Raw genomic sequence first — 21,761 nt, 5'->3', positions numbered from 1 at the left:
GGTAAAAAACACCACTAATCAAAAATTCGTACCAATCGGCTGGGGTCTGGGGCTACCAAACTGCGGCATTTCAGGATCTCAATATTGTCGGTATTTACCGGCAGCCCCTCACTTAGCCGATATTCCAGGCGTTCGCGAAGCGCCTTGTCATTGTGCAAGTACATAGGTAATGAATAATCACGGTAATGGCAGCTGCGCTTGGCAATCCGACCAGATACCAACAGCCAGCGGATGAGTTCAACCGACAGGCCGGGCATATCCGGCGGAACACAAAGCACATGGGAGTGTGTTTGATAAAAAAGTGCCGCGTGCAATGCCGATAACACCCCTTGCTGAGGGTAAATATCCGGCAAATGGCCGGCCGTAAAGCAGTTGCGACTGATCTTGATATCTTTGATACCACATTGGTTCAGTATGCTTTTAACTCTGCACAGTGCCTTATCAAATGCTTTAGACGCCAGCCAGACATCGCTGCATTGGTGGGTAACAACCATCCCTACCGTATTCATGCCTACCTCCGAGCTTTTGGTCATCAGTTCACCAGTTAGTTATGCCGGACGCCATACTTCCAAATAGGTAGTATCCAAAGCCAAGTTGGTATTGCCAGCGCTGACGGGCAAGGTTAAAAAGAACAAAACCTACGGAGTATTTCAATGCATGACAGTCTCACCCGCCAGCAAGCACTGCGCTATAACCGGCAAATTTTGTTACCCGGTTTTGATCTGGAAGGCCAGGAAAAGCTGCTGGCAGGCAGTGCACTGATTATCGGCGTTGGCGGTTTAGGCAATGCGGCGGCGCAATACCTGGCAGCATCAGGCGTTGGCACGCTGACCTTATGCGACGATGACAAAGTGGAGCTGAGTAATCTGCAGCGTCAGGTACTTTTCGCACAAAGTGATATTGGCAAAAACAAAGTCCATGCCGCAGCAGCACGTTTGCAAGCCTGTAACGCAGAAACCAGGATTGTGCCGTTAGACCGTCGAGCTACGCCAGAAGAACTGGCAGAACTGGTTATCCGGCATGATGTGGTGCTGGATTGCACCGACAATCTGGACAGTCGCAACCTCATAAATCAGCTATGTGTAAAGCATAGCACTGCCCTGATATCCGGTGCCGCCATCCGCATGGAAGGACAAGTATTTTGCTACCTTCCCGGTGCGAATTTCCCTTGTTATCACTGCCTTTCCCACAGGTTCGGTGAACAGAGGCTCAGCTGTGTGGAGTCCGGCATTCTCTCACCGGTAGTCGGCATCATTGGCGCCATGCAGGCTCTGGAAGCGGTAAAATATCTAGCGGGAGTGAAAATCCAGGCCGGGGTGCTGAATCTGTTTGATGCCAAAACCGCCCAATGGCAGCAGTTTCGTCTCGCCGCCAGACCTGATTGCCCGACTTGTGGTCAAGCTACCCCGTAGCCGCCAACCAAGCTTCCCTGGCCTGCTCGTCGCCATTCTGACTGCGGATATATAGATTTAGCAGGGTTATCTCTCGACACTGATACTGACTTTCTATACTGGCCTGAACCGAAATCACGGTCATTCCCTGATTGTTTGTTACCGCCTCAGCAAAAGCCTGACAAAACTGACCAACATCATGACAATGGCTAACCCTGCCGCCATAAGCCGAAATCAGCTTATCAACATCAAAGGCCGGATCATTACAATAATATATTGGCGCATCACTGCTTTTGCCCAGATGGAACAGGTTGTTGCGCATATAAATGATAATGACCGCTGCCTTATCTTTTTGCAGCTCAATCAACTCATTGAGTTGAAAATGCAGCCCACCGTCTCCCACTATAACAACCACCCGTTCATCACCTTGCTTGTCTTTGATACAACGAGCAGCCTCACGGGCATAAGGTAGACAGGTGCCCATCGCACCATACCAGGGATTGGTCAGCCAACCCCGGCCGACAATACCAAGCCGGTTACGCAATCCATAGCTGGCAAAATAGCTGTTGCCTACCTCAGGAAGATAGAGAAAAGGGTGAGGATCCCGAGTCTGCAGGTAATTAAGGGTCTGGGCCAGATTGTGAAAGTCCAGCTTCGCTTGTGGCTCCACTGTCAGCGCAGCCCAGTCTGGCAGAGTTAAGTCAAAAGACGGCAAGGGACAGGCTGCCAGACAATCAAATAATTCAATCAAGTCTCCTTCACCAACCGATGTACCTTTTAATACCGTCTTGTTGTGCATGGCGTGGATAAAATGGCTGCCGGTGGAAAACGCGGTGTTGGTGTCCTGACTGAAGATGTTGCTGCCAACATCCAGCACATAGTCTGCCTGTTGCTCTATATAGACACGGCTGGGATTATCAGAAAATACCCCGTTGTAAGCACCCAGACAAAGGGGATGAAACTCGTCAAACAAGCCTTTAGCAAACCAACTGGTGGCAAAAGGGATAGACAAGCGCTCACAAAACGCCAGTAACTGCGCCCTGAGTCGTGGGTTATGCTTGACCGCATCACCAATAAAAAGCACAGGGTATTTACAGTCACGTAAACGCCGGGCAATTTCCTCAGCAATAAGGCCTGCACCTGACAGCACTTGTTCGACTGGTCGTAATAACCCAGGATGCGCGGGCAGCGATAAGGCCTGAGTCAGGGCAAACACCTGATCGCGTGGCACCTCAACAAACACCGGCTGGCGATGCTGCCAGGCGTGATTCACTAACTGTAAAAAATGCTCGCCGGCCATATTCGGCTGGCCGCTGTTTCGTTGCCCCTGCAAGCGCTCTGCACGCATTCCCAGCCCGGCAAAGGCCTGCAAGGCGGCATCCAGTCTGGTTTGCCAGGCACTGCGGCCATGTACTGTATGATGAATTGCCACATCACCGATTTCGCTCTCCCCCGGCGCACCAGAAATAAATACCACAGGTAGGTTTTCTGCCATGGCCAGCGCCGCCGCTGACAGACAAGGTAAGCTGCCCACGGTATAGGTCGTCAAGCAGACGCCCAGACCATCCAACTCCGCCTGGGCACAGGCACTGAAAGCGGCATGCATTTCATTGCTGGAAGGGCATAGCTCCAGACTGGTTTCAAAAGCACTAATCAGGTTGGCGGCAAAATCGCCGCCTACACCATAGATGCGCTGTACACCAAAAAAGCCTAAAACCCCGGCCATACATTGCCCAAGAGTTGGTAAACGCGCAGCGTAGGCTTTACCTAAATTTTGCTCGTAACAATACATAGTTACACCCAAAGAGAGGTTAAGATCTCAGGTCAGCTCGCCCCAATTTTCCTACCTACCAGACAGAAAATCTTTAACCAGGCTTGCCATCGACACGCGGTCTTGTCAGCACCGGCCAATAAACAAAGGTAAAAATGGCAAAGCCCAAACACCACAAAATACTGGCCAGCACGAATACGGTCAGGATCTGCTGGTGCAACAGCCAGCTGCCCAGGACCCTCACTAGGGCGGCCAAAAAGATCAACGCAAATGCCAGACTCATAATGGGACGAGGTTGCAGCGGTCGGCCGGAATGGCCAAGCGACACCCTGGCCATCATGGCCATAATCATTCCGCCCATGCCGCCAACAGTGAGCAGATGTGCTGCAGTGCTTAGGGGCAGCCAATCACCCAGGTAGTGCCCGGCCAGTGCAAACAGACCAAGAGGAATAAATAAATAAGCGATATGCAGTGACCACAACAGGGGCACTGTCAAGGTCAGCCGTACCCGCCAGCGCCACCAGCGGAACAAATGCAAACTGCCAGCAAGCAGGCAAAGTAAGCCCAGCACATTGGCTGGCAGCAGGTTGCCAAACAGCACATTCAGCACCAACAACCAGATACAGAGTAAAGCGGCTTTCTCAAGCCAGGCAATGGGCACGACTTTGGTTGTCCCTGTGCCATTGGCGGTAAACATGGGAATGACCCGACCACCTATCACTGCCATTAGCAGCGTAACCAGCATCAACATTAAGTAACTGCCCTGTTTAAACCAATGCGCCTCGCCATTTATGACACTCAGGTGAGTAAGGAAGTTAGCCAAGGTCATCAGCGCCAGCACAGGAACAAAGAACAGATTACGCCATTGGCTGACCTTAATCAGTGGATAGGCCATAAACCCGGCTACCATGGGCAAAAACAACAGATCCAGCGAGGCCACCAGCCAATGTGGCCAGCCGGGTCCCCACCACATCAATACTCTGCCCACCGCCCAGACCAGTACCAGCAGGGCTAATGGCTTGCCCTTAAGGCCCGGTACCCCTGTCCAGTTTTGTACCGCGGTGAGCAAAAAGCCGGTTACCACGGCCGCGACAAAGCCAAACAGCATTTCATGGGCATGCCAGAAATAACTGCCGCCATAAGGGGTCAGCCCCCACCATCCGGCGAAGGTCCCTCCCCAGGCACCGATTGCCACTATGGCAAACAGCGCTGCTACCAGAAACATCGGCCTGAACCCTAGTCTGAATAGAGGTGCAGGTAATTCTTGTGGGGCAGAAACCGTCATATCAAAACTCCATTAACAAGGGATGGGAGCCTGCTTCCTGGCGTAGTACCACCAGGTAATCAGCACGCAGCTGATATAAAACACCACAAACCCGTATAAGGCCATGGCCACCGAACCTGTGGCCGCGATAGATGAACCGTACGCCTTGGGGATAAAAAAGCCACCGTAGGCCGCAATGGCCGAGATAAAGCCCAATACCGCCGCACTCTCACGGTTGCCTTCCACTTCTGCCCGTTTTGCGCCGCTGGCGCCCAGGGCGCGGCTTCGCAACGTCAGAAAAATCAGTGGAACCATCCTGAAGGTCGAGCCATTACCTATACCGCTGGCAATAAACAGCACAATGAAAGAGGCAAAGAAGCCCACAAAACTGCCACTTTGCTGCGCATCAGGTAAGAAATGCAGCACCGCCATCACCCCTAACGCCATGATGGCAAAGGTCCACAATGTCACTTTAGCACCGCCCAAGCGGTCGGAGATGATGCCGCCAAATGGCCTGGCTAGTGCACCAGCCAAAGGGCCGATAAAGGCGTACTTAACCGGGTCTACATCCGGGAACAACAAGCCACACAGCAGGGGAAAACCGGCCGCAAAGCCGATAAAACTGCCAAAGGTGCCCAGATATAACCAGCACATGATCCAGGTATCGTTGCGTTTAAACACCACCGCTTGTTCTTTGAAGGATGCCTTGGCATCAGCAATATCATTCATGCCAAACCAGGCCGCGATAGCGCCAAACAGGATAAAGGGGATCCAGATAAAGGCCGCATTCTGCAGCCACAGCGAATGGCTGGCACCGGTACTGTCGAGCAATACCAGCGGCTCGCCGCCCATCTCACCAAACAAACTGGCAGAAATCGCCAACGGCCCGATTAGCTGCATGGCTGACACCCCAAGGTTGCCGAGTCCGGCATTCAACCCCAGTGCGGCACCCTTTTCCGCCTTGGGATAGAAAAAGCTGATATTGGCCATACTGGATGAGAAGTTTCCCCCACCCAAACCGCACAGCAGCGCCAGGATCAACATAACCAGGTAAGGGGTATCGGTATCTTGTAAGGCGATCCCCATCCACAAACAAGGCAGAATAAGTGAGGCTGTGGAAATAGCGGTCCAGCGCCGGCCGCCGAATATAGGCACCATAAAGCCATAGAAAATACGCAAGGTGGCACCCGATAGCGCGGGTAAAGCCGCCAGCCAGAACAGTTGATTAGGGCTGTAGGTAAAGCCCAGCTTGGGCATTTTCACTACCATAATGCTCCAGATGGACCACACTGCGAAGGCCAGAAACAGGTTAGGAATGGAAATCCATAGATTCCGGGTCGCAATACTGCGCCCTTTTTCCTGCCAGAAGCCTTTGTCTTCTGGCCGCCAGTCTTCCAGCAGCCAGCTGTCTGTGGTCATTTCAGGCAAGTCGGTGACTTCCTCACCGGCCTGCCACTCACGACGTTCAGCGCGACGAATGGCGAAATGCATCCACCACAAGGCCAGCGCGCAAACCAGGAACAACAGCATAAAGCTGCTCTGCCAGATACCCACCACGTCGTTTAACATGCCAAAGGTCAGTGGCAGGAAGAATCCCCCCAAACCACCGACCATGCCGACGGCACCACCAACTACCCCGACGTGCTTGGGATAATAAACCGGGATATGTTTAAACACGGCGGCCTTACCCAAGGACATAAAAAAACCCAGTATAAAAGTCAGCAGAACAAACATCGGCAGACTGGTATGCAAGGAGAAGCTCAACTCACCGCGAATCCCCTGCACTTGATATTCGGTAGGTGGATAGCTAAGTAAAAAGGTACAAATGACCGAGGCGATCAGCGTCCAGTACATGACCTTCCTTGCCCCGTAGCGGTCAGACAGCCAACCACCTAAGATGCGAAACAATGAGGCGGGAATGGTATATAGCGCCGCCAATATACCAGCCGTAGCCAGATCCAGATGGTAAACTTCCATCAGGTAGTGAGGCAGCCATAACGCCAGGGCCACAAAAGCACCAAATACAAAAAAGTAATACAAGGAGAAGCGCCAGACCCGCAGTTCGGTCAGCGGCATCAACTGCGCCGTCAGACTGGTTGCGCTTTGTTGACGCTGATTGTGGCTGGGATCGGCCTTGGCAAACAGAATAAAGCCAAGTCCCATGGCAGCCATCACCGCAGCATACACCTGTGCGGTACTTTGCCAGCCTACCGCCAACAGCAAAAATGGCGCAGCAAAGTTAGTCAGCGCCGCCCCCACATTGCCCGCCCCGAAAATACCCAGCGCCGTGCCCTGTTTACCTTCCTCATACCAGTTGGATAGGTAGGCCACACCGACAATAAAACCGCCGCCGGCTAATCCGATGCCGAGTGCTCCCAGTAATAGCAGCACATAGCTGTCCGCCAGACTGAGCATAAATACCGCTACCGCGGTGGTGAGCATGAGCAGCCCAAACACCCAGCGACCGCCGAATCTGTCGGTCAACAGCCCCAGAAACAAGCGACTGATGGAGCCCGTCAAAATGGGGGTTGCCATCAGCAATCCCAGTTCGGTATCGGTCAGGCCAAGTTCATCCTTGATCTTAATGCCAAGAATAGAAAACAGCGTCCAGACCGCAAAACAAAGGGTAAAGGCCAACGTGGTCAGCCACAGGGCGTGACGTTGGTCTTTAGGGGAAACCGTACCTGCCTCAATCATGTTATTACTCCCGGTTATCTCTTCTTGATCATAGAGATAGGAAGCGTGCGGCACTATACAGACAAAGGGGCAGCAAGCAGGCCACCCCCTACCCCGCAAGGAGTAGCCCGGTTAGGTCAGGAGGCGCTGCTGGACGTTCTGTGCATACCGGCTATGGCGTGCCAGTAGCCATTGCAGCTTTTGGCTACTTGTTGAGGGTGTTGACCTTGTTCGTTGCCCCTGAATTGTTCAAGCCAGTCCAGGGTTTCCAATCCCAGCGGACTTAAGCGCACAATATCCACCAGTCCTTGCATGCTGCATAAGTCATTTATCAGGTTGTAGCACTGCCCGGATTGGGTCTGAATACCGTTTAAGGTGAATAGTGCCTGACCTTCCTGACTGCGAGTCAGACGACCGTTTGGATAATGGATACAACAAAGCTGACAGTCATCTTTGGGGCGGTTTTCTGAGCGGGCAGTAAAACAGCGCGCTGAATAAGCCAAAGGCAAATAGCCATAAGCAAAAACCTCCACCTCAAAGCGCTGTCTTACGCCAAGCTCTTCTGTCTTATTCAGCATATTCACCAACCAATCCCGGGACAGCTCAACCGGCATCACCCAGCGCTGCATGCCCATATCCAGCAAGGTTTTCAGTCCATAATGGTTGTAACAGTTGATGGCAGGACCTGCCACAAAAGGTTTGTTGTTTTCACGAAGGAATTGAATAGCCCCCATGTCATTGGCTTCAATAAGAATCTCGCCATTGTCACAATAGCTTTTCAGGGTCGTTACCTCTGAGGGGGCTTCCAGCAGCGCCATGGTAGACAGCACCACTTGTTTACCGCTAGCGGCCAAGGTTTTTGCCAATGCCAGCCAGTCGCGGGTGCGCAGCTCCCGACGTTTGGAGCAAACGGTTTCGCCCACATAGAGAATATCGGCGCTGCTGCTAAGCGCCGCTTGATAAAAGGCCTCCACATCGGCCTTAGGCCAGAAATAAAGAATAGGTCCCAGTGCGTATTGCATAATTTACTGCCATTTTCTGTGATAAGCGCCGAGTGACGTCTGACTGCCTTCGGACAGTCCCTGCAATTGCTGCTGCCAGGCTGCGGCCACCTGATATTGCTGCGGGTCAAGCAAACAGCAGTCAATGGCTTGTCGCCATACAGACGTTACCTGCTGCACATAAGCCGGGCTGCGCTGACGGCCTTCAATTTTGACCGCCTTGATCCCGCAATTAACCAGCTCGGGCAGCAAGTCGAGTGTGTTAAGACTAGTGGGCTCTTCCAGGGCATGATAGGTCTGGCCATCCACGTCAAAACGTCCTTTGCATAGCGTCGGGTAACCGGCTTTTTCCTGCTTGCCGTAGCGGTCAATCAGCACCCCGTTTAGGCGCGACTCCAACCCTTGCGAAGTTTCCTGCCAACGCACATGAGCCGCGGGCGAGCAGGCCCCGGCGGTGTTAGGCGATTCTCCCGTCATATAGGACGACAGATAACAGCGCCCCTCGGCCATAATGCACAAGCTGCCAAAGGCAAACACCTCCAGTTCAACCGAGCATTGACGCGCCAACTGTTTAACCTGATGAATAGACAGCACCCTTGGCAATACCACCCGGCGCACATTAAATTGTTGCTGATAGAAAGTAATGGCCGCCGTGTTGGTGGCTGACGCTTGCACAGATAAGTGCAGCTCCACATCAGGGTAGTGTTGGCTGATGTAAGATAACACTGCAAGATCGGCGACGATCAGTACATCTGCGCCATTTTTCACTGCCATATCTACAGCATAACGCCATCTTTCCCAGCCATCCGGATGGGCAAAGGTGTTGATAGCTATATGCAACTTACGCTGATGTTGATGCAAAAAATCGGCGGCCTGGCCGACCTTATCGTCAGTGAAATTCAACCCGGCAAAATGCCTGGCGTTGGTATCATCCTTTAAACCCAGATATACCGCATCCGCCCCTTGCTCGACGGCACGTTTCAGGGCCGGCATGCTGCCGGCGGGACAAAGCAATTCCATAACTACTCCAAAATAGCCAGCGCTTGCAGCCTTTGTACTCGGCAAGCTCCATCTAACTGACCAGGGTGTAACCGTCATTTAACCGGGGCCGAGTGTACGACCCCGCGCTTTTAATGCTATCCACCAAAGGGAGTACCCATTCTGCCCAGCGTCATCCTGCGCATCTTTGATGTAGATTAATTTTTACTGCCCAAGGTGGCGTAGTCTTAAGTCACAGAACAACCACGGAAAACACCATGCATGCATTGCTACGCCAATATGGCACGAGGTTACTAAAACCGGGCTTACAGTTATTCGGAAAGACCCCCGTAGCGCTGCAACGAGCCATCACCGAGCGCTTGTTCACGCAAGTGCTAAAGCCGCTGCTGATTGAGGGTGAATTGGACTTTATGGCCTCGGCCTGTGTAGAAGTGCATATCACCGATATCAACCAACGTTGGTATTTTCAGGTTGCTGAGCAACAGATTCAGGTACACAGGCGTGGGCAGGCACAGGTATGTTTCAGTGGCGATCTGGAAAGCCTGCTGCTCATGGCCAGTCAGGCGGTGGATCCCGATACCCTGTTTTTTCAACGCAAGTTGTCCATCAGTGGCGACACCGAATTGGGTCTGGCCCTTAAAAATCTGCTCGATAGCCTGGAGCTGACGCAATTACCGGTCTTTGTACGTACCCCTCTGGCCCATTACGCCAGTGCTTATCAATCTTTGCGCTGAGGTATTTATGTCAAAAATCATCACCCAACTGTTCAATACCAATTTACAAGGGCTGGAGCTGTTGTTTATTGCCTATCGGCGCTTAAAAAAGGACGATCCGGTGATGTCCAGACAACTGTTCGATAAGTTCAAAACCGGCCTGGAATTGCATATACGTCATGAAGAGCAGCGCTTGCTTCCCGAGCTGGCATTGGTATCTGCCGCGCCTGAGTTAATCAGCAAGGCACAACAGGAACACCAGCAGTTGCGTCAGCAGTTAGAGTGGATTGAGAACCTGCTGGACAAGCGCATTGATAGTTTGGAGGACGATCGCACCTTAGAGCTGATGCTGGTTGACCATATTGAAAATGATGAATTTGAGCTCTACCCCACTTGCGACAAAATGCTCAATACCGATGCCGTGACGCGTGTGTTAATGGAGCTTTATCCATGATGGAAGATCGCGCTCACCTGGTGTTGTGGTGTGAGGTCAATATGCCAATAGGGATCCCTGAGATTGACTGCCAGCATCGCCAGTTGCTGGATACTATCAATCTGCTGCACGCCGCCATCCGCGAAAATTGGCCGAACCCCAGGGTATTGCCGCTGGCGAACAACCTGCTGGAGTTGACGCAGCGTCACTTCGTCACCGAGACGCCCTATCTGCAAAAACTCAGTGACCAACAACAAAGGCTGCATCAGCTCAACCACAAGCATTTCTTACAAGCCATGCAAGCATTTATCGAGCGCCTGGGGTCAGATATTCATATGTCCGCGCTGTCGGTTAATGAACAACTGGCTTCGTTGGCAGAGTGGTACAGCTCCCATATTCTTAATTCAGACCGGGAGCTGCAGACGGCCTGATCCCTCAGGCCGATTGGCGATGATAGTGGCGCAGCTCATGCTCATGCCGGCGCCCCTGACTAAACGCCGACACCCGCTTTAAGTAGCCTATCACCCGGGTACCGTGATCCACATCTGTGGTACCGCAGGCACTGCAATGTTGCAAGGTACGCTTATCAATATGCTCACAAGCGTTGCAGATGGTAATACGCACGTTGATGCAGAAGTAATTGCAACCGGTTTGGGCCGCAATATTGTAAAGTTTAAGGAAGTTTTCCTCAGTTAAGCGCTCTTCCAGATTCAGATGCAGTGCCGAGCCACCATCCAGATAACGGGTCATCTGCTCACCATGCAACACAAACTTATCCAAATGGTTAATACGCTCGTCTTCCACAGCATAGAAATAACTGTTGTAGCAATCACGGGGCACAAAATAGCCGTCTTTTCGGTCCCATTTGGCATTCTTAATGCCCAGATTCTCAGCAGGCACAAACTCGGTATTAAACAAATAACCCCAGGTCTCACGAGCCCGGCGGTTTGCCTCGTATATCACCCGCAACTGGCTGTCGACAAATGCCTGATAATCAGGGTTTACACCGGCCTCTAAGCCTAAAAACTCGGCGGCTTCCACCATGCCATTGATGCCAATGGTAAGAAATTGCTTATCCAGGCTGATAAAACCCGCATCGTAAACGCTCAGTAAGCCATCCTGATGATACTCCTCCATTAACTTACGATAGGCCACCTGGTATTTATGCAGCTTCTCAACTTCCTGGGCCAAATCCCGACCGTCCTGAATAAGACGGTTCATATTCAGGGTGATCACGTTAATTGAGCCTGTGGCTACACCTCCGGCCCCCAAACTATAAGAAAAGGTATGGTCTGTTATTTCATTGCGTAACCTGCAGCAGGACGCCAGTGAGTCGGCACTTTGTGACTGATAAATAAAGAATGAACCGCCTTCACTCATATTCCGGGCACAGCAGCGGGCAAATGCTTCATCCTTCACCTTGCCTTTTTCTGTGAGCATGGCAGCCGTCACTACCGGAAAGGTCAGAATCGCCTTGCTGCGCTCAGCATTAAACCAGTCAAGGAAAAAGCCTTGCAGGGCATTGACTGACGTCCAGTTGGGTGCCGTCATATCCGGAAAAACAAAATTACCGAACATGGCCTCAAAATAATGGCGATCGTACAAAGATATGTTCCAGAAAACACTCTGATAGCCCCTGGCTGCCGCAGGCTGGTTGAGGGCATAGACCACATGTTGCAGGTGGTTTTCAATGGCTTTGCTGTGTGTGCTCAGATAGTCTTCGCCATAGTCGCGACGGGCAAAGTAGTCAAAATACGTCAGGAATTCCACCGTCGCCACAGCCCCGGCAAACTGCGCACTGATAGCAAACACCAGATTGACGAAACTGCCGCAGAAGGACTCCAAATGTTGCGGGGCTTTGGACTCGCCACCCAGCTTAGTCAGGCCATCCAATAAGAATGGGTACATAGTAATGGAGGTGCAATAAGGCTTAAGACTGGTTTCGTCGTGCACATAAATCTCGTGCTGCTCAATTTGGCGCACGTATTCCTCGCCTAAGGCATCCCCGAACAAAGCGGCAATTTTGTTTTTCACTAAGGCCCGATTTATCTGGATCACACAGTCTTTCATCAGCTCAGCTTCCAGCGTCGCGATGTTCTTGTGGGTAACATTGGCATTGGCATCCAGTTTTGAACCGTCTGCCGCATTAACGGCATGCTGGTAAGCATGGATAAAATCCAGTTTGTCTTGTAGTTGTTCATCATTAAGCTGCAGCATGCTCTCTCTCCATAAAACGAAAGTTAAGGAGGTTGCCTGAGGCAAGCTCCATGAAACGTTGATTGGTGTTGGGGCTGGACAAACCGCCCCGGTTGGCCAGCCAACGACCGGTTTTTAAATAATCCAGACGGCGGATTAGACGTGCAGGTACGTTATCCATACCGGTATACAGACAGGTTTTAAGCCCCTGCTGATGGGCAATATCCAGAAGTTCCTGTAGCGCACTTGGGTACCATTCACCGCCAAAGAACAACACGCAATCAATCAGGTGTTGATAACGTATAAGGTAAGCGCGAAAGCGCGCCGGTGTAAGCGCTTCTCCCACTTTGGGATCCCAACTATCCTGACTGTGACAGCCAGGGCAACGCAGTGGGCAGCCGGTTACGCTAAAGGCCAGTGATACCTGATCCGGCACTTCCTGAAAGCAGATTTGGGGAGGAAAGCTGTTAAACGGCTTCAACCATGCATCTTGTGTCATTTTTTCCACCAAGGCACAATATATTGTGTTTAAAGGTAGTCTCAGACACAAAATACACATTGATCTGGATCAATAAATCACACACCAGAGGTTTAGCTTATAACCAAATAAACCAAGAACTACTCCCTTTGCCCTTGTACACTGCCGCGTCTGTTGTTTACCTGGGCCGCTGCCATTTTTTGGATACCGGCCCAGCGGGTTAGGTTATGAGATTGATGTTGCGCAAAATTGTTAGCCCGCTGTTGACGCGGCTGGGCATTATCAAAGCAGATAGCCAGCGCTTATCCAGTATTCCGGTTGCTGAGCGTCTAAAAGTCGCAGGTGCCGCCTGTATCGCCCTGTTTGTGGTTACCTTTAGCAGTCAACACCTGGCGGATCCTGCCAGTACCGTGGTGCTATTAGCCTCTATGGGCGCCTCAGCGGTTCTGCTGTTTGGCCTGCCCTCCAGCCCACTGGCCAAACCCTGGTCATTTGCTGCAGGTCACTTAATTTCCGCCGCCATTGGTTTGCTGTGCTCACACCTTTTTACCGATATGGCGGTGATGGCCGCCGTAACCATTGCCTTGGTACTGTTTGCCATGTATCTGTTTGAATGTATGCACCCTCCCGGCGGCGCTACGGCCCTAGTACCGGTTATTGCTTCAAGCGAGCAACTGCTGGGCTATGAGTTTTTATTTTTGCCTGTGGCGCTGAATGTCATGGTGATGCTGATGATGGCCTTGTTGTTAAATCGTCTGCTACAACCGCGCCAACAACGTAATTTCGATCCTGTTCATCTGCATAATGATGTCAGCCCAATGAAGCGTGCCGGTCTGCAGCCAGAGGATTTGCTGCACGCTTTGAATCATTACCAAACTGTAGTGGATGTCAGTGAAGCCGATCTGGAGCAGATATATCAACAGGCGCAGTTACACGCCTATCAACGCCAGTTGGGCGCTATTTTGTGCCGGGATATTATGTCGCAGGATCTGATTACGGTGACGCCAAATACCTCTCTGGCGCACGCTTGGCGTTTATTGCAAAAGCATAAGATTCGTACGTTACCTGTGGTGACGGATGACCGACGGTTGCTTGGTATGCTGTCGGTCACTGACTTTTTGAAAGATATCAGCGTGCCCCACTACTGGGGACTGCTCAGACATATGATTAACCTCAGTCTGCACAGCAGCGCCAAACGTCAATGGCATAAGCATCATCGCAGACAGGTGGCGGATATAATGCGAAGCGCTGTGACCGCAATACGCGACGATGAACATATTATCGAGCTGATCCCAAAGCTATCAGAGCAAGGACTGCATCAGGTACCGGTATTAGATGCAAACCAGCAATTGGTGGGCATGGTCACACAATCGGACTTAATTGCCGCATTATATGCTAACAGTAGACAAAGCCAGGCCGTAGCCTGACATGCACTACCCAACAAGAGTTAAGCCACTGCCTCTTAGGGGGCAGTGCTGAGCACCACGACGAGCGCTACACTGGCCAGTCTCCACCGATGTGAGACAAAGTCATGCAGATTAACAGTTACTCAGCCCTGATCAGTGCGGCCCTGTCGCAGCCAGAGCCACAACGTTTGTTATTTGTATTTGCCAAGGCTGAACTGCCTACCGGCCATACAGATAAACAAAAGCAGCAATTTGAACAAGGCGACGGCGGCACCTTAAATCCGGTGCTCTGTGTAGACAAGCTACCCGATGAGGTTCGGACCTTTCAAACCTTAGTGGATGAGTCATTGCATACCGGCATCAGCTGGGATGTGGCCTTTGTGGCCGCCTTGGCAGGCCGCGCAGGACAGGTTCCTAATAGCGATGAAGCCGCACAGCCCTTGCACCTGATGATGAATAAAATCAATAGCGGTCAGATTACCGACTTTTTGGCCTTTAGTCGGCAGGGGGAGATCCTGAATTTGCTGCCGGGTTAAGGGGTGGCCTTCGCGGCCTCCCCACTCGGATTATTTTTGCTTGAGTTTTTGCTGACTGAAATAGGCAGCCAGATCTGCTGCATCCTGATCACTTAGATTCGCCGCCATAGGCGCCATCATCGCAGAGGTACCCCCGGTGCGTTGCCCATCACGATAAGCTTTAATGGCACTTTCCAGGTACTGAGCATGCTGACCAGCGAGATTCGGATACATGGGCGCTAAACTATTACCATCAGCCCCGTGACAGGCCACACACATACCGGACTTGGCTTTACCCGCTTCGGCATCACCTGCCGCAACAGCAGCCTGACTACCTAACACCAGCAGCGCTGCACCTAAAAAAATTCTCTTCATCACTACACCTCTTTGTTTTATTGGCTTAACTGTCTATATGCTACGCCAAGGCCTCGCATTACGCTGCAAGACCTTGTGAGTACCCCAAAAGGGGTAAGTCGTTATTCCTGATCTTTGTGCTCCAGGCTGGATGCCCGGCGAAAGCCTTTAATGGCACCGCCCAGGTCGCTACCGATATGGCGCAATTTACCGCTACCGAACAGCAACAATACAATTAACAGCACAATGGCTAGCTGCCAAATACTAATGCCCATACAGCCTCCTAGTGATGGCCGTGATGCGCTGCAACAGGTGCGGCGCTAAGTCTTGCGACCACTTCATCCAAGCTCAGCACCTCGCTGTGCTGCGCATCGGCAAACTGCTGCGCCGCTTGCTTATCAGAAAAACTACCCAGAGACAGCCCCATGGCGCCCGGCAAATCTGGTGCAGGCACATAAAATGCCTGTGCAGCAGGGATGAGATGCGCATCGTCGGGCTTATCCCACTGGCTTTTGCCCATATCATGTACATACAAGGTCAGATTGGCCTGACGATTTTCTGGTTGCATCCACCAGCTCAGCATCTCAGAGGCTGAACAAAATTTTCTTACCTGTTGCGCCGCAGCATCCAATGCCTGCCCCTTCGGCCCTGGGAAGCGGGTAATCACCATACCGCACACATGACATTCATCATCGCTGTGAAACGCTGTTGGCTGTATCATCTCGTTCTGGGCGACTTTATCACCGCAACCGCCGAGCAACAGGGATACGGCCGGTACCAGCCAGACTAAATTTGCTAATCGCACTGTGTTTCTCCTACATCTTTGGTTAAATCGGTCTGCGTATAAAACTGCGCTGTGCCAGCACCAGGCAAAGCACCATCCAGCCCAATAGCGCCGCCCATAACGTGCCACTGGCACCGGCCAAATCCTGTCCCAGCGACATCACGCCGCTTAGCTGCAGGGAGCCATCCAGGCCACTGAGATTCAGCTGGCGGAAAATATCGGCGGGATTGAGCAGTAATAACCAGGGCAGCCAGTCTGGATTAAGCTGGCCTTTACTCAGCACCAACAGGGCCAATAAGGCCAGGTCAAACACCAGCACAAATAAAAACCAAATACCCAGCGCCATACCCGCGGCGCTGGATTTCTCCCGCGCCCGACTGCTCAGCACATAAGCCATGGCGATAAACACCCAGCCGAGCAAAATGGCTGACGCGATAAAGCGACCAAAGGCCACAAATAATTGCAGCTTGTCGATATCGGGCACCAGCAAGCCGATGGCCAGCGCTGCACCACCAAAGCCAATCAAGGTGGCCAGCGCCAAAATCAAGCCTTGTCCGACAAACTTGCCCAGTAATAACTGACGCTTGCCCAAAGGGTAAGTGAGCAGGAGCAACAAGGTGCCGCCCTCGTCTTCCCCCACAATAGCGTCGTACGCCAGCAACAAGGCAATCAACGGAATGATAAAAGTGGCCAGGCTGGCCAGACTGGCGATGGTGGATGAGATGGAACTAAATCCCACTTGACCGGCGGCGGCCGCACCAAACCAGGCAATACCCGCCGCCAGCATCACAAACAGCAAACTAATGGCCAGTAACCAGCGATTGCGCAGGCCGTCTTGCAACTCTTTTAAGGCGATATAAAAAATGCTCTTCATGGCGCATTCCTCTGAGCAAATGGCTGGGTCATAAAATGGCTGTATATCTCTTCCATGCTGGCCTGACGCACTTCGATATCCTCGGCATCGCCCTGCTCTAACAGCAGTTTCAGCACCTGTTGCTTGGCACCGTTATGGGTGGCCACTTCAAGGTTATCCTGCCCCACCAGACGAGCCTGAAAACCTTCACTGTTAAGTTGTGCCTGCCAATGACTGGCCTGTAGCAGGCCATTGACTCTAATCAGACTGGGTAAACCTACTTGGCTGCGCAGCTCGCTCAGCGTGCCTTCAGCCTGCAAGCAACCGCTTGCCATAATCGCAGCACGGTCGATAAAAGCTTCCACACCAGCCAGCACATGGGAGCACAGAATCACTGCCGTTCCCCCTTCACGTAATTGCTGGATCATGGCGTACAACTCACGGGTGGCGATAGGATCCAGGCCCACCGTGGGCTCATCTAGCAGCAACAAGCGGGGTTTTCCCAACAATGCCTGCGCCAGCCCCAGGCGCTGACGCATGCCCTTGGAATAGGTTTTCACTTTACGCTTACAGGCCTGGGCCAATCCTACCTGTTCGAGTAAGGCCTCAACCTGCACAGACGGCGCGGATTTAAGCCGGGCGAAGTAACGCAGGGTTTCCAGCCCGGTTAACTGTGGATAAAAAGACACATTCTCCGGCAGATAGCCTAACTGCTGTCGCACCTTAGCTTGCTGTGGCGAGGCACCAAACACACTCACTTGCCCGGCACTGGCACGCAATAACCCCAAAATAAGCTTCATGGTGGTGGTTTTGCCTGCACCGTTATGCCCAAACAGCCCTAACACTTCGCCTTCGTTAAGGCTTAAGGTCAAATCATGCAGGGCTTGCAACTTCCCATAACAATGGCGAACACTGTGTAACTCAACCAGTTTCATTAGCCTTTATCCTGTTTTTCTGGTGTGGCAGACATCAGCGGATAACTGTCTCTGACACCAGGAGACTTAATCACCGGGAACATCTGCTGTACCCAGCGCAACAGCTCCACGGCGGGGCTGTGCATCAATAGCTTCATTTGCGGATACATCCACACCAGACGGTCAATATTGTCATTGGGCTCGTAGAGCACATCGCCAATACCGTCTGCATTGCGATCCCAGCCCAGATAATCGCTCCAATAGTTCCCCCGGCCATCCAGCGACCATTCCTGAGTGCGGGTCGCCACATATTTCACTTGCTGGCGATTGGCCACAAAGCGATTACCACTGAGCTGGTTGTCTTCTGAGCCTGCGGTAAGATGAATACCAAGGGCACTGTGGGCAAAATAATTGTCGGTAATACGGTTAAATACCGAGTTGTAAATAAACAACGCCTTGCCTTCAGCGCCCTGAATCATGCTGTCACCGGTACTGCCACTTTTCACCCCGCTGACATAATTACCGGCTAGTGTTGAGTAGGTAATGTAATTCATCAGGATGCCGTAGTTCTGGTCATCCTCTGAGCGGTTATCGACAACGGTTAACTGGCGGCTTTGCATCAGCGCATAACCGGTGCGGGTGCGCCGGGTTGTATTGGCAATCACCTGATTGTTATGGGAAAACATGTAGTGGATACCGTAGCGCACGTCTTCCAGCAGATTATGTTCCAGCAGGTTGTGATTGGATGTATCGATGTAAATTCCGTCCCGCCCGTCGCGCACTTCATTACCTATCACCCTGGCATCACGCACGGCATACAGGTGGATACCATTGCCTCTGTCCTGAGAACGTAAGCTGGCATCACCCTTGATATGGTTGTCCAGAATCTGCACCTGCGGCGCTCCATCCACCCAAATCCCAAATCCCGGGGTATTGATTCGGTTGCCTTGGACTACCGTACCCTGGGCTTGTGGGTGAATAAAGATAGCAGAGTGCATAGCGGTCAAATCACGGCCACCACCGCGAAGTTCACAGCCCTTAAGGGTGACATTGGCGGCACGGATTTCCAGTACATGGCCTTGCCCCTGTGCATCCAGAATCGCACCAGGCTGACACAGAACAACTTGGCTTTGCACAATCTGAAAATTGCCGCTATACACACCCGCAGGCAATACCCAAACACCCTCATCTGTAGCAACCAGTGGTAGAGACTTGGACGTTTGCTCAGTTGCCGACAAAGGCGGACTTAAGCTAAGCCCAAGTAAGCAAACGGCCAATAACGCTTTACGTCTGTTCATAGCAAAAGGCCGGTGGGTCACCCCACCGGCTCCCGTTGTTACGCAGGCTCAACCAACATACGGCCGACCATTTCCATATGCAGGGCATGGCAGAACCAGTTGCAGTAGTACCAATGCATGCCGGGCTTGTCCGCTACAAAAGTAACAGAGGCCGTTTGCTGCGGGCTGATTTCCATGCTGACACCGTGATTGGTCATACAGAAGCCGTGCGATACGTCCTCTATCTGGTCAAGGTTGGTGATCACCACAGTCACTTCATCGCCCTGCTTAACCTTAAACTCGGTAATGCCGTAAGTCGGTGCCACAGAGGTCATGTACACACGAACCTTGTTGCCGTCACGGATAACCTTGTTGTCAGTTTCCAGTTTGATGCCGTCTTTTTTGGCCATTTCCACTGTTGGAGCAAAGAAGGGGTCATTACGGTCCCAAATCTTGCGCGGGTGGATCTGGTCACGACGAGCCAGAATACAGTCATGGGGCTCGGCATAAGTCGGACCGTCATGCACCAGTTTCATTTCCTCACCGGAAATGTCGATAAGCTGGTCGTTTTCAGGATGCAAAGGACCGGTCAGCAGGAAGCGGTCTTTGGAGAACTTACACAATACCACCAGCCATTTACCGTCCGCATCGCGGGTTTCGGTCAAAGAGGCATGGTTGTGTCCTGGCTGATACTGTACGTCCAGCTTCTGGCGGATGTAGCTGACATTCTGTCCTTGGTAAGCCTTGATAGCATCGGCCATATTCCATTTCACCACCTGGCTGTCGATAAACAAGGTGGTGTATGCGTTACCGCGTCCGTCAAAGGTGGTATGCAGCGGCCCTAAGCCCAGTTCAGGCTCGGCAGCCACGGTATCACGGGGATCACTTATCTTACCGGCAAACAGATCGTCGAGTTTATCAATGGCAATCATAGTTACGGTCGGCGACAGCTTGCCGTTGGCGATAAAGAACTTACCATCCGGAGAGGTGTTCAGACCGTGGGGGTTTTTCGGCACCGGCACATAGCGGGTAAAAGGACTGTCCTTGCCGTCTTTTTTACGTCCGTCTACCACAGGCACCTTGGAGTCACCCAGGGTGACAAACTTTCCGGCTTTCACCGCTTTTTCAATGGCCGGAATATTGAACACCACCACCCAGTCGCGCTCGTTACGCATCATACCGCCCAGATCATAGGCTTTTTCTGAGTTATAGCAGGTGGAAGCGGCATACTTACCACTGTAATCGGCGTCACAGTTATCCAGATTACCGTCTACCATGACCTGAAACGCCACTTCCATCTTTTCCGCATCAATCACGTTAAACATGGTGTAGCTGTAGTCGGCCTGCAGGTCGAAGTGCTTGCCGTCGTTGGGATGCGGGATAACAAACTCGGCATTGGCAAACACATATTTGGTATGAGGCATTTTTTGCAGCCTCAAGCCATGAATTGCCTGCACATTAGGTACCGTCAGCATCTTATCGCACTTCATAATATCCAAACGGATACGTGCTACACGACTATTGGCTTTATCGTTGATAAACAAATACTTACCGTCATATTGACCATCAGTCATTGAGATATGCGGGTGGTGACAGTCACCGTTTAAGAACTTGGCACTCTCACCCATAATGGCCTTACTTTCATTGGTAATGCCCCAACCGGTGGCGGAGTCAATATTAAACACCGGAATGCGCATCAGCTCACGCATGGACGGAATACCCAAGACTCTTACTTCGCCCTGGTGGCCGCCGCTCCAGAAACCGTAATATTCATCCAGCTCACCGGGCGCAATATGGGCTTTTTGCTTGGCGTCCTTTACTGCCACTGCCCAGCTTTCCTTGCTCATTACCGTTGAACCAATACCCACTGCCCCCAACACGGCGGCACCGGCCCCCGTCATGGCGGTCGCACCTAAAAAGCTGCGGCGGCTCATACCTTGCTTGTCGTTGTCTTTATTACTTGTCATGGTTGTCTCCTTTAGAAACAGGGTTAAGCTTGTGATTCAATCTGAACGACCGGGATTTGCCCCGCCTCCTGTTTGGCGGCGCGCTGGCGTTTCTTGTTCTTCGCGACCAGAGGCGGGCATTTACGTTCGTTGTGATAGGTCATTTGGCAATCCAGGCAGTAATGGCACTCGTTGTGGTTGATATGCCCGTCAGGATGAATGGCCTGGATTTCACATTCGATGGCGCACAGCTTGCAGGGGTTACCACAGTCTTTGCGGCGTTTCAGCCAATCAAACAACTTAAGCTTGGTGGGAATAGCTAGCGCCGCGCCTAATGGGCAGATATAGCGGCAGTAAACCTTGCGGGTGAAAATATTGATAATCAGCAGGATGGCCGCATACAACACAAACCACCACTGACGGTCGAACTTCAAGGTTATAGCGGTCTTAAAGGGCTCAACTTCAGCAAAACGCTCGGCAGTGGCCAGGGATTCCAGCGAAATACCGAACAACAGCAGCAGAATAATGTACTTGATGGCCCAGAGTCGCTCATGCACGGCGAACGGCAGTTCAAACTGACGGATTTTTAATTTACGCGCGGCTTCGTTTATCAGTTCCTGCAGGGCGCCGAAAGGACATAACCAACCGCAGAACACCCCGCGCCCCCATAGCAATATACAGGCGGCCGTGAAGGTCCAGAGAATGAAGATCACTGGGTCAATCAGGAACAGCTCCCAGCGAAAATCCTGCATCATAGCGTGGACAAAGGTCAACACGTTCACCACCGACA

The 21,761-nt window shown here is 52.0% G+C and carries 22 protein-coding genes; 6 read left to right on the top strand and 16 right to left on the bottom strand.

All coding sequences use genetic code 11. The annotated features are described in order from the left end of the window. Positions 1-14 precede the first annotated feature (14 nt). Positions 15-533, bottom strand: coding sequence for an NTP transferase domain-containing protein (locus J0A65_RS19635; RefSeq protein WP_206596038.1), 519 nt, complete (start codon positions 531-533; stop codon positions 15-17). Between the two features lie 120 nt (positions 534-653). Between J0A65_RS19635 and J0A65_RS19630 the strand changes: the two genes are divergently transcribed. After that, positions 654-1,412, top strand: coding sequence for a HesA/MoeB/ThiF family protein (locus tag J0A65_RS19630; RefSeq protein WP_206596037.1), 759 nt, complete (start codon positions 654-656; stop codon positions 1,410-1,412). Here J0A65_RS19630 and J0A65_RS19625 read toward each other — a convergent pair. From J0A65_RS19625 to ubiU, 5 genes are all read right to left on the bottom strand, one after another. After that, entirely contained in the window at positions 1,402-3,183 is a 1,782-nt protein-coding gene (locus tag J0A65_RS19625) for a thiamine pyrophosphate-binding protein (RefSeq protein ID WP_232850060.1), read from the bottom strand. The two genes, J0A65_RS19630 and J0A65_RS19625, sit on opposite strands and share 11 nt — an antisense overlap. Positions 3,184-3,256: 73 nt before the next feature. Beyond that, complete coding sequence (locus J0A65_RS19620; RefSeq protein ID WP_206596036.1) at positions 3,257-4,447, bottom strand: NnrS family protein; 1,191 nt, start codon at positions 4,445-4,447, stop codon at positions 3,257-3,259. 12 nt (positions 4,448-4,459) lie between these two features. Then, a complete protein-coding gene (locus tag J0A65_RS19615) occupies positions 4,460-7,123 on the bottom strand; it encodes a nitrate/nitrite transporter (RefSeq protein ID WP_206596035.1) in 2,664 nt (887 codons plus the stop codon). Between the two features lie 116 nt (positions 7,124-7,239). After that, a complete protein-coding gene (locus J0A65_RS19610) occupies positions 7,240-8,124 on the bottom strand; it encodes a U32 family peptidase (RefSeq protein ID WP_206596034.1) in 885 nt (294 codons plus the stop codon). A 3-nt stretch (positions 8,125-8,127) separates the two neighbouring features. Beyond that, complete coding sequence (gene ubiU, locus J0A65_RS19605) at positions 8,128-9,123, bottom strand: ubiquinone anaerobic biosynthesis protein UbiU (RefSeq protein ID WP_206596033.1); 996 nt, start codon at positions 9,121-9,123, stop codon at positions 8,128-8,130. 236 nt (positions 9,124-9,359) lie between these two features. Here ubiU and ubiT point away from each other — a divergent pair, with 236 nt between their 5' ends. From ubiT to J0A65_RS19590, 3 genes are read left to right on the top strand one after another with little or no spacing between them, the layout of a single operon-like run. Continuing rightward, positions 9,360-9,836: a ubiquinone anaerobic biosynthesis accessory factor UbiT gene (gene ubiT, locus J0A65_RS19600; RefSeq protein ID WP_206596032.1), complete on the top strand. Its 477-nt coding sequence runs from the start codon at positions 9,360-9,362 to the stop codon at positions 9,834-9,836. 7 nt (positions 9,837-9,843) lie between these two features. After that, complete coding sequence (locus tag J0A65_RS19595; RefSeq protein WP_206596031.1) at positions 9,844-10,269, top strand: hemerythrin domain-containing protein; 426 nt, start codon at positions 9,844-9,846, stop codon at positions 10,267-10,269. Beyond that, positions 10,266-10,679: a bacteriohemerythrin gene (locus tag J0A65_RS19590; protein ID WP_206596030.1), complete on the top strand. Its 414-nt coding sequence runs from the start codon at positions 10,266-10,268 to the stop codon at positions 10,677-10,679. Before J0A65_RS19595 ends, J0A65_RS19590 begins: the two co-directional genes overlap by 4 nt. A 4-nt stretch (positions 10,680-10,683) precedes the next feature. On the opposite strand, the gene nrdD is transcribed toward J0A65_RS19590, so the two are convergent. Next, entirely contained in the window at positions 10,684-12,465 is a 1,782-nt protein-coding gene (nrdD, locus tag J0A65_RS19585; protein WP_206596029.1) for an anaerobic ribonucleoside-triphosphate reductase, read from the bottom strand. Next, the gene (gene nrdG, locus J0A65_RS19580; RefSeq protein ID WP_206596028.1) at positions 12,452-12,943 is read right to left on the bottom strand and encodes an anaerobic ribonucleoside-triphosphate reductase activating protein; all 492 of its coding nucleotides are present in this window, start codon (positions 12,941-12,943) and stop codon (positions 12,452-12,454) included. The genes nrdD and nrdG overlap by 14 nt, the downstream gene beginning before the upstream one ends. Positions 12,944-13,158: 215 nt before the next feature. Between nrdG and J0A65_RS19575 the strand changes: the two genes are divergently transcribed. Both J0A65_RS19575 and J0A65_RS19570 read left to right on the top strand, forming a co-directional pair. Beyond that, a complete protein-coding gene (locus J0A65_RS19575; protein WP_232850059.1) occupies positions 13,159-14,349 on the top strand; it encodes an HPP family protein in 1,191 nt (396 codons plus the stop codon). A gap of 104 nt (positions 14,350-14,453) precedes the next feature. Beyond that, positions 14,454-14,864: a ribonucleotide reductase subunit alpha gene (locus tag J0A65_RS19570; RefSeq protein WP_206596026.1), complete on the top strand. Its 411-nt coding sequence runs from the start codon at positions 14,454-14,456 to the stop codon at positions 14,862-14,864. Between the two features lie 30 nt (positions 14,865-14,894). Here J0A65_RS19570 and J0A65_RS19565 read toward each other — a convergent pair whose 3' ends face one another. From J0A65_RS19565 to J0A65_RS19530, 8 genes are all read right to left on the bottom strand, one after another. After that, a complete protein-coding gene (locus J0A65_RS19565) occupies positions 14,895-15,218 on the bottom strand; it encodes a c-type cytochrome (protein WP_206596025.1) in 324 nt (107 codons plus the stop codon). 101 nt (positions 15,219-15,319) lie between these two features. Further along, positions 15,320-15,472, bottom strand: a complete 153-nt coding sequence (gene tatA / locus J0A65_RS19560) for a twin-arginine translocase TatA/TatE family subunit (protein ID WP_206596024.1) — start codon at positions 15,470-15,472, stop codon at positions 15,320-15,322. A gap of 8 nt (positions 15,473-15,480) precedes the next feature. Beyond that, positions 15,481-16,002 carry a nitrous oxide reductase accessory protein NosL gene (locus J0A65_RS19555; RefSeq protein WP_206596023.1) on the bottom strand — a complete coding sequence of 174 codons (522 nt, stop codon included), beginning with the start codon at positions 16,000-16,002 and terminating at the stop codon, positions 15,481-15,483. Between the two features lie 22 nt (positions 16,003-16,024). Further along, positions 16,025-16,855, bottom strand: a complete 831-nt coding sequence (locus tag J0A65_RS19550; protein WP_206596022.1) for an ABC transporter permease — start codon at positions 16,853-16,855, stop codon at positions 16,025-16,027. Beyond that, positions 16,852-17,769: an ABC transporter ATP-binding protein gene (locus tag J0A65_RS19545; RefSeq protein WP_206596021.1), complete on the bottom strand. Its 918-nt coding sequence runs from the start codon at positions 17,767-17,769 to the stop codon at positions 16,852-16,854. Before J0A65_RS19545 ends, J0A65_RS19550 begins: the two co-directional genes overlap by 4 nt. Then, positions 17,769-19,046: a nitrous oxide reductase family maturation protein NosD gene (locus tag J0A65_RS19540; RefSeq protein WP_206596020.1), complete on the bottom strand. Its 1,278-nt coding sequence runs from the start codon at positions 19,044-19,046 to the stop codon at positions 17,769-17,771. The genes J0A65_RS19545 and J0A65_RS19540 overlap by 1 nt, the downstream gene beginning before the upstream one ends. A gap of 38 nt (positions 19,047-19,084) precedes the next feature. Beyond that, entirely contained in the window at positions 19,085-20,992 is a 1,908-nt protein-coding gene (gene nosZ, locus J0A65_RS19535; RefSeq protein WP_206596019.1) for a TAT-dependent nitrous-oxide reductase, read from the bottom strand. A gap of 23 nt (positions 20,993-21,015) precedes the next feature. Continuing rightward, a partial coding sequence (locus J0A65_RS19530) for a 4Fe-4S binding protein (protein WP_206596018.1) occupies positions 21,016-21,761 on the bottom strand: 746 nt, incomplete at its 5' end.

Origin of the sequence: Bowmanella yangjiangensis, from assembly GCF_017255015.1 — a bacterium.
GTDB lineage: Bacteria > Pseudomonadota > Gammaproteobacteria > Enterobacterales > Alteromonadaceae > Bowmanella > Bowmanella yangjiangensis.
The sequence above is the reverse complement of the archived record's forward strand: the minus strand, read 5'-3'. Positions and strand labels throughout refer to the sequence as shown.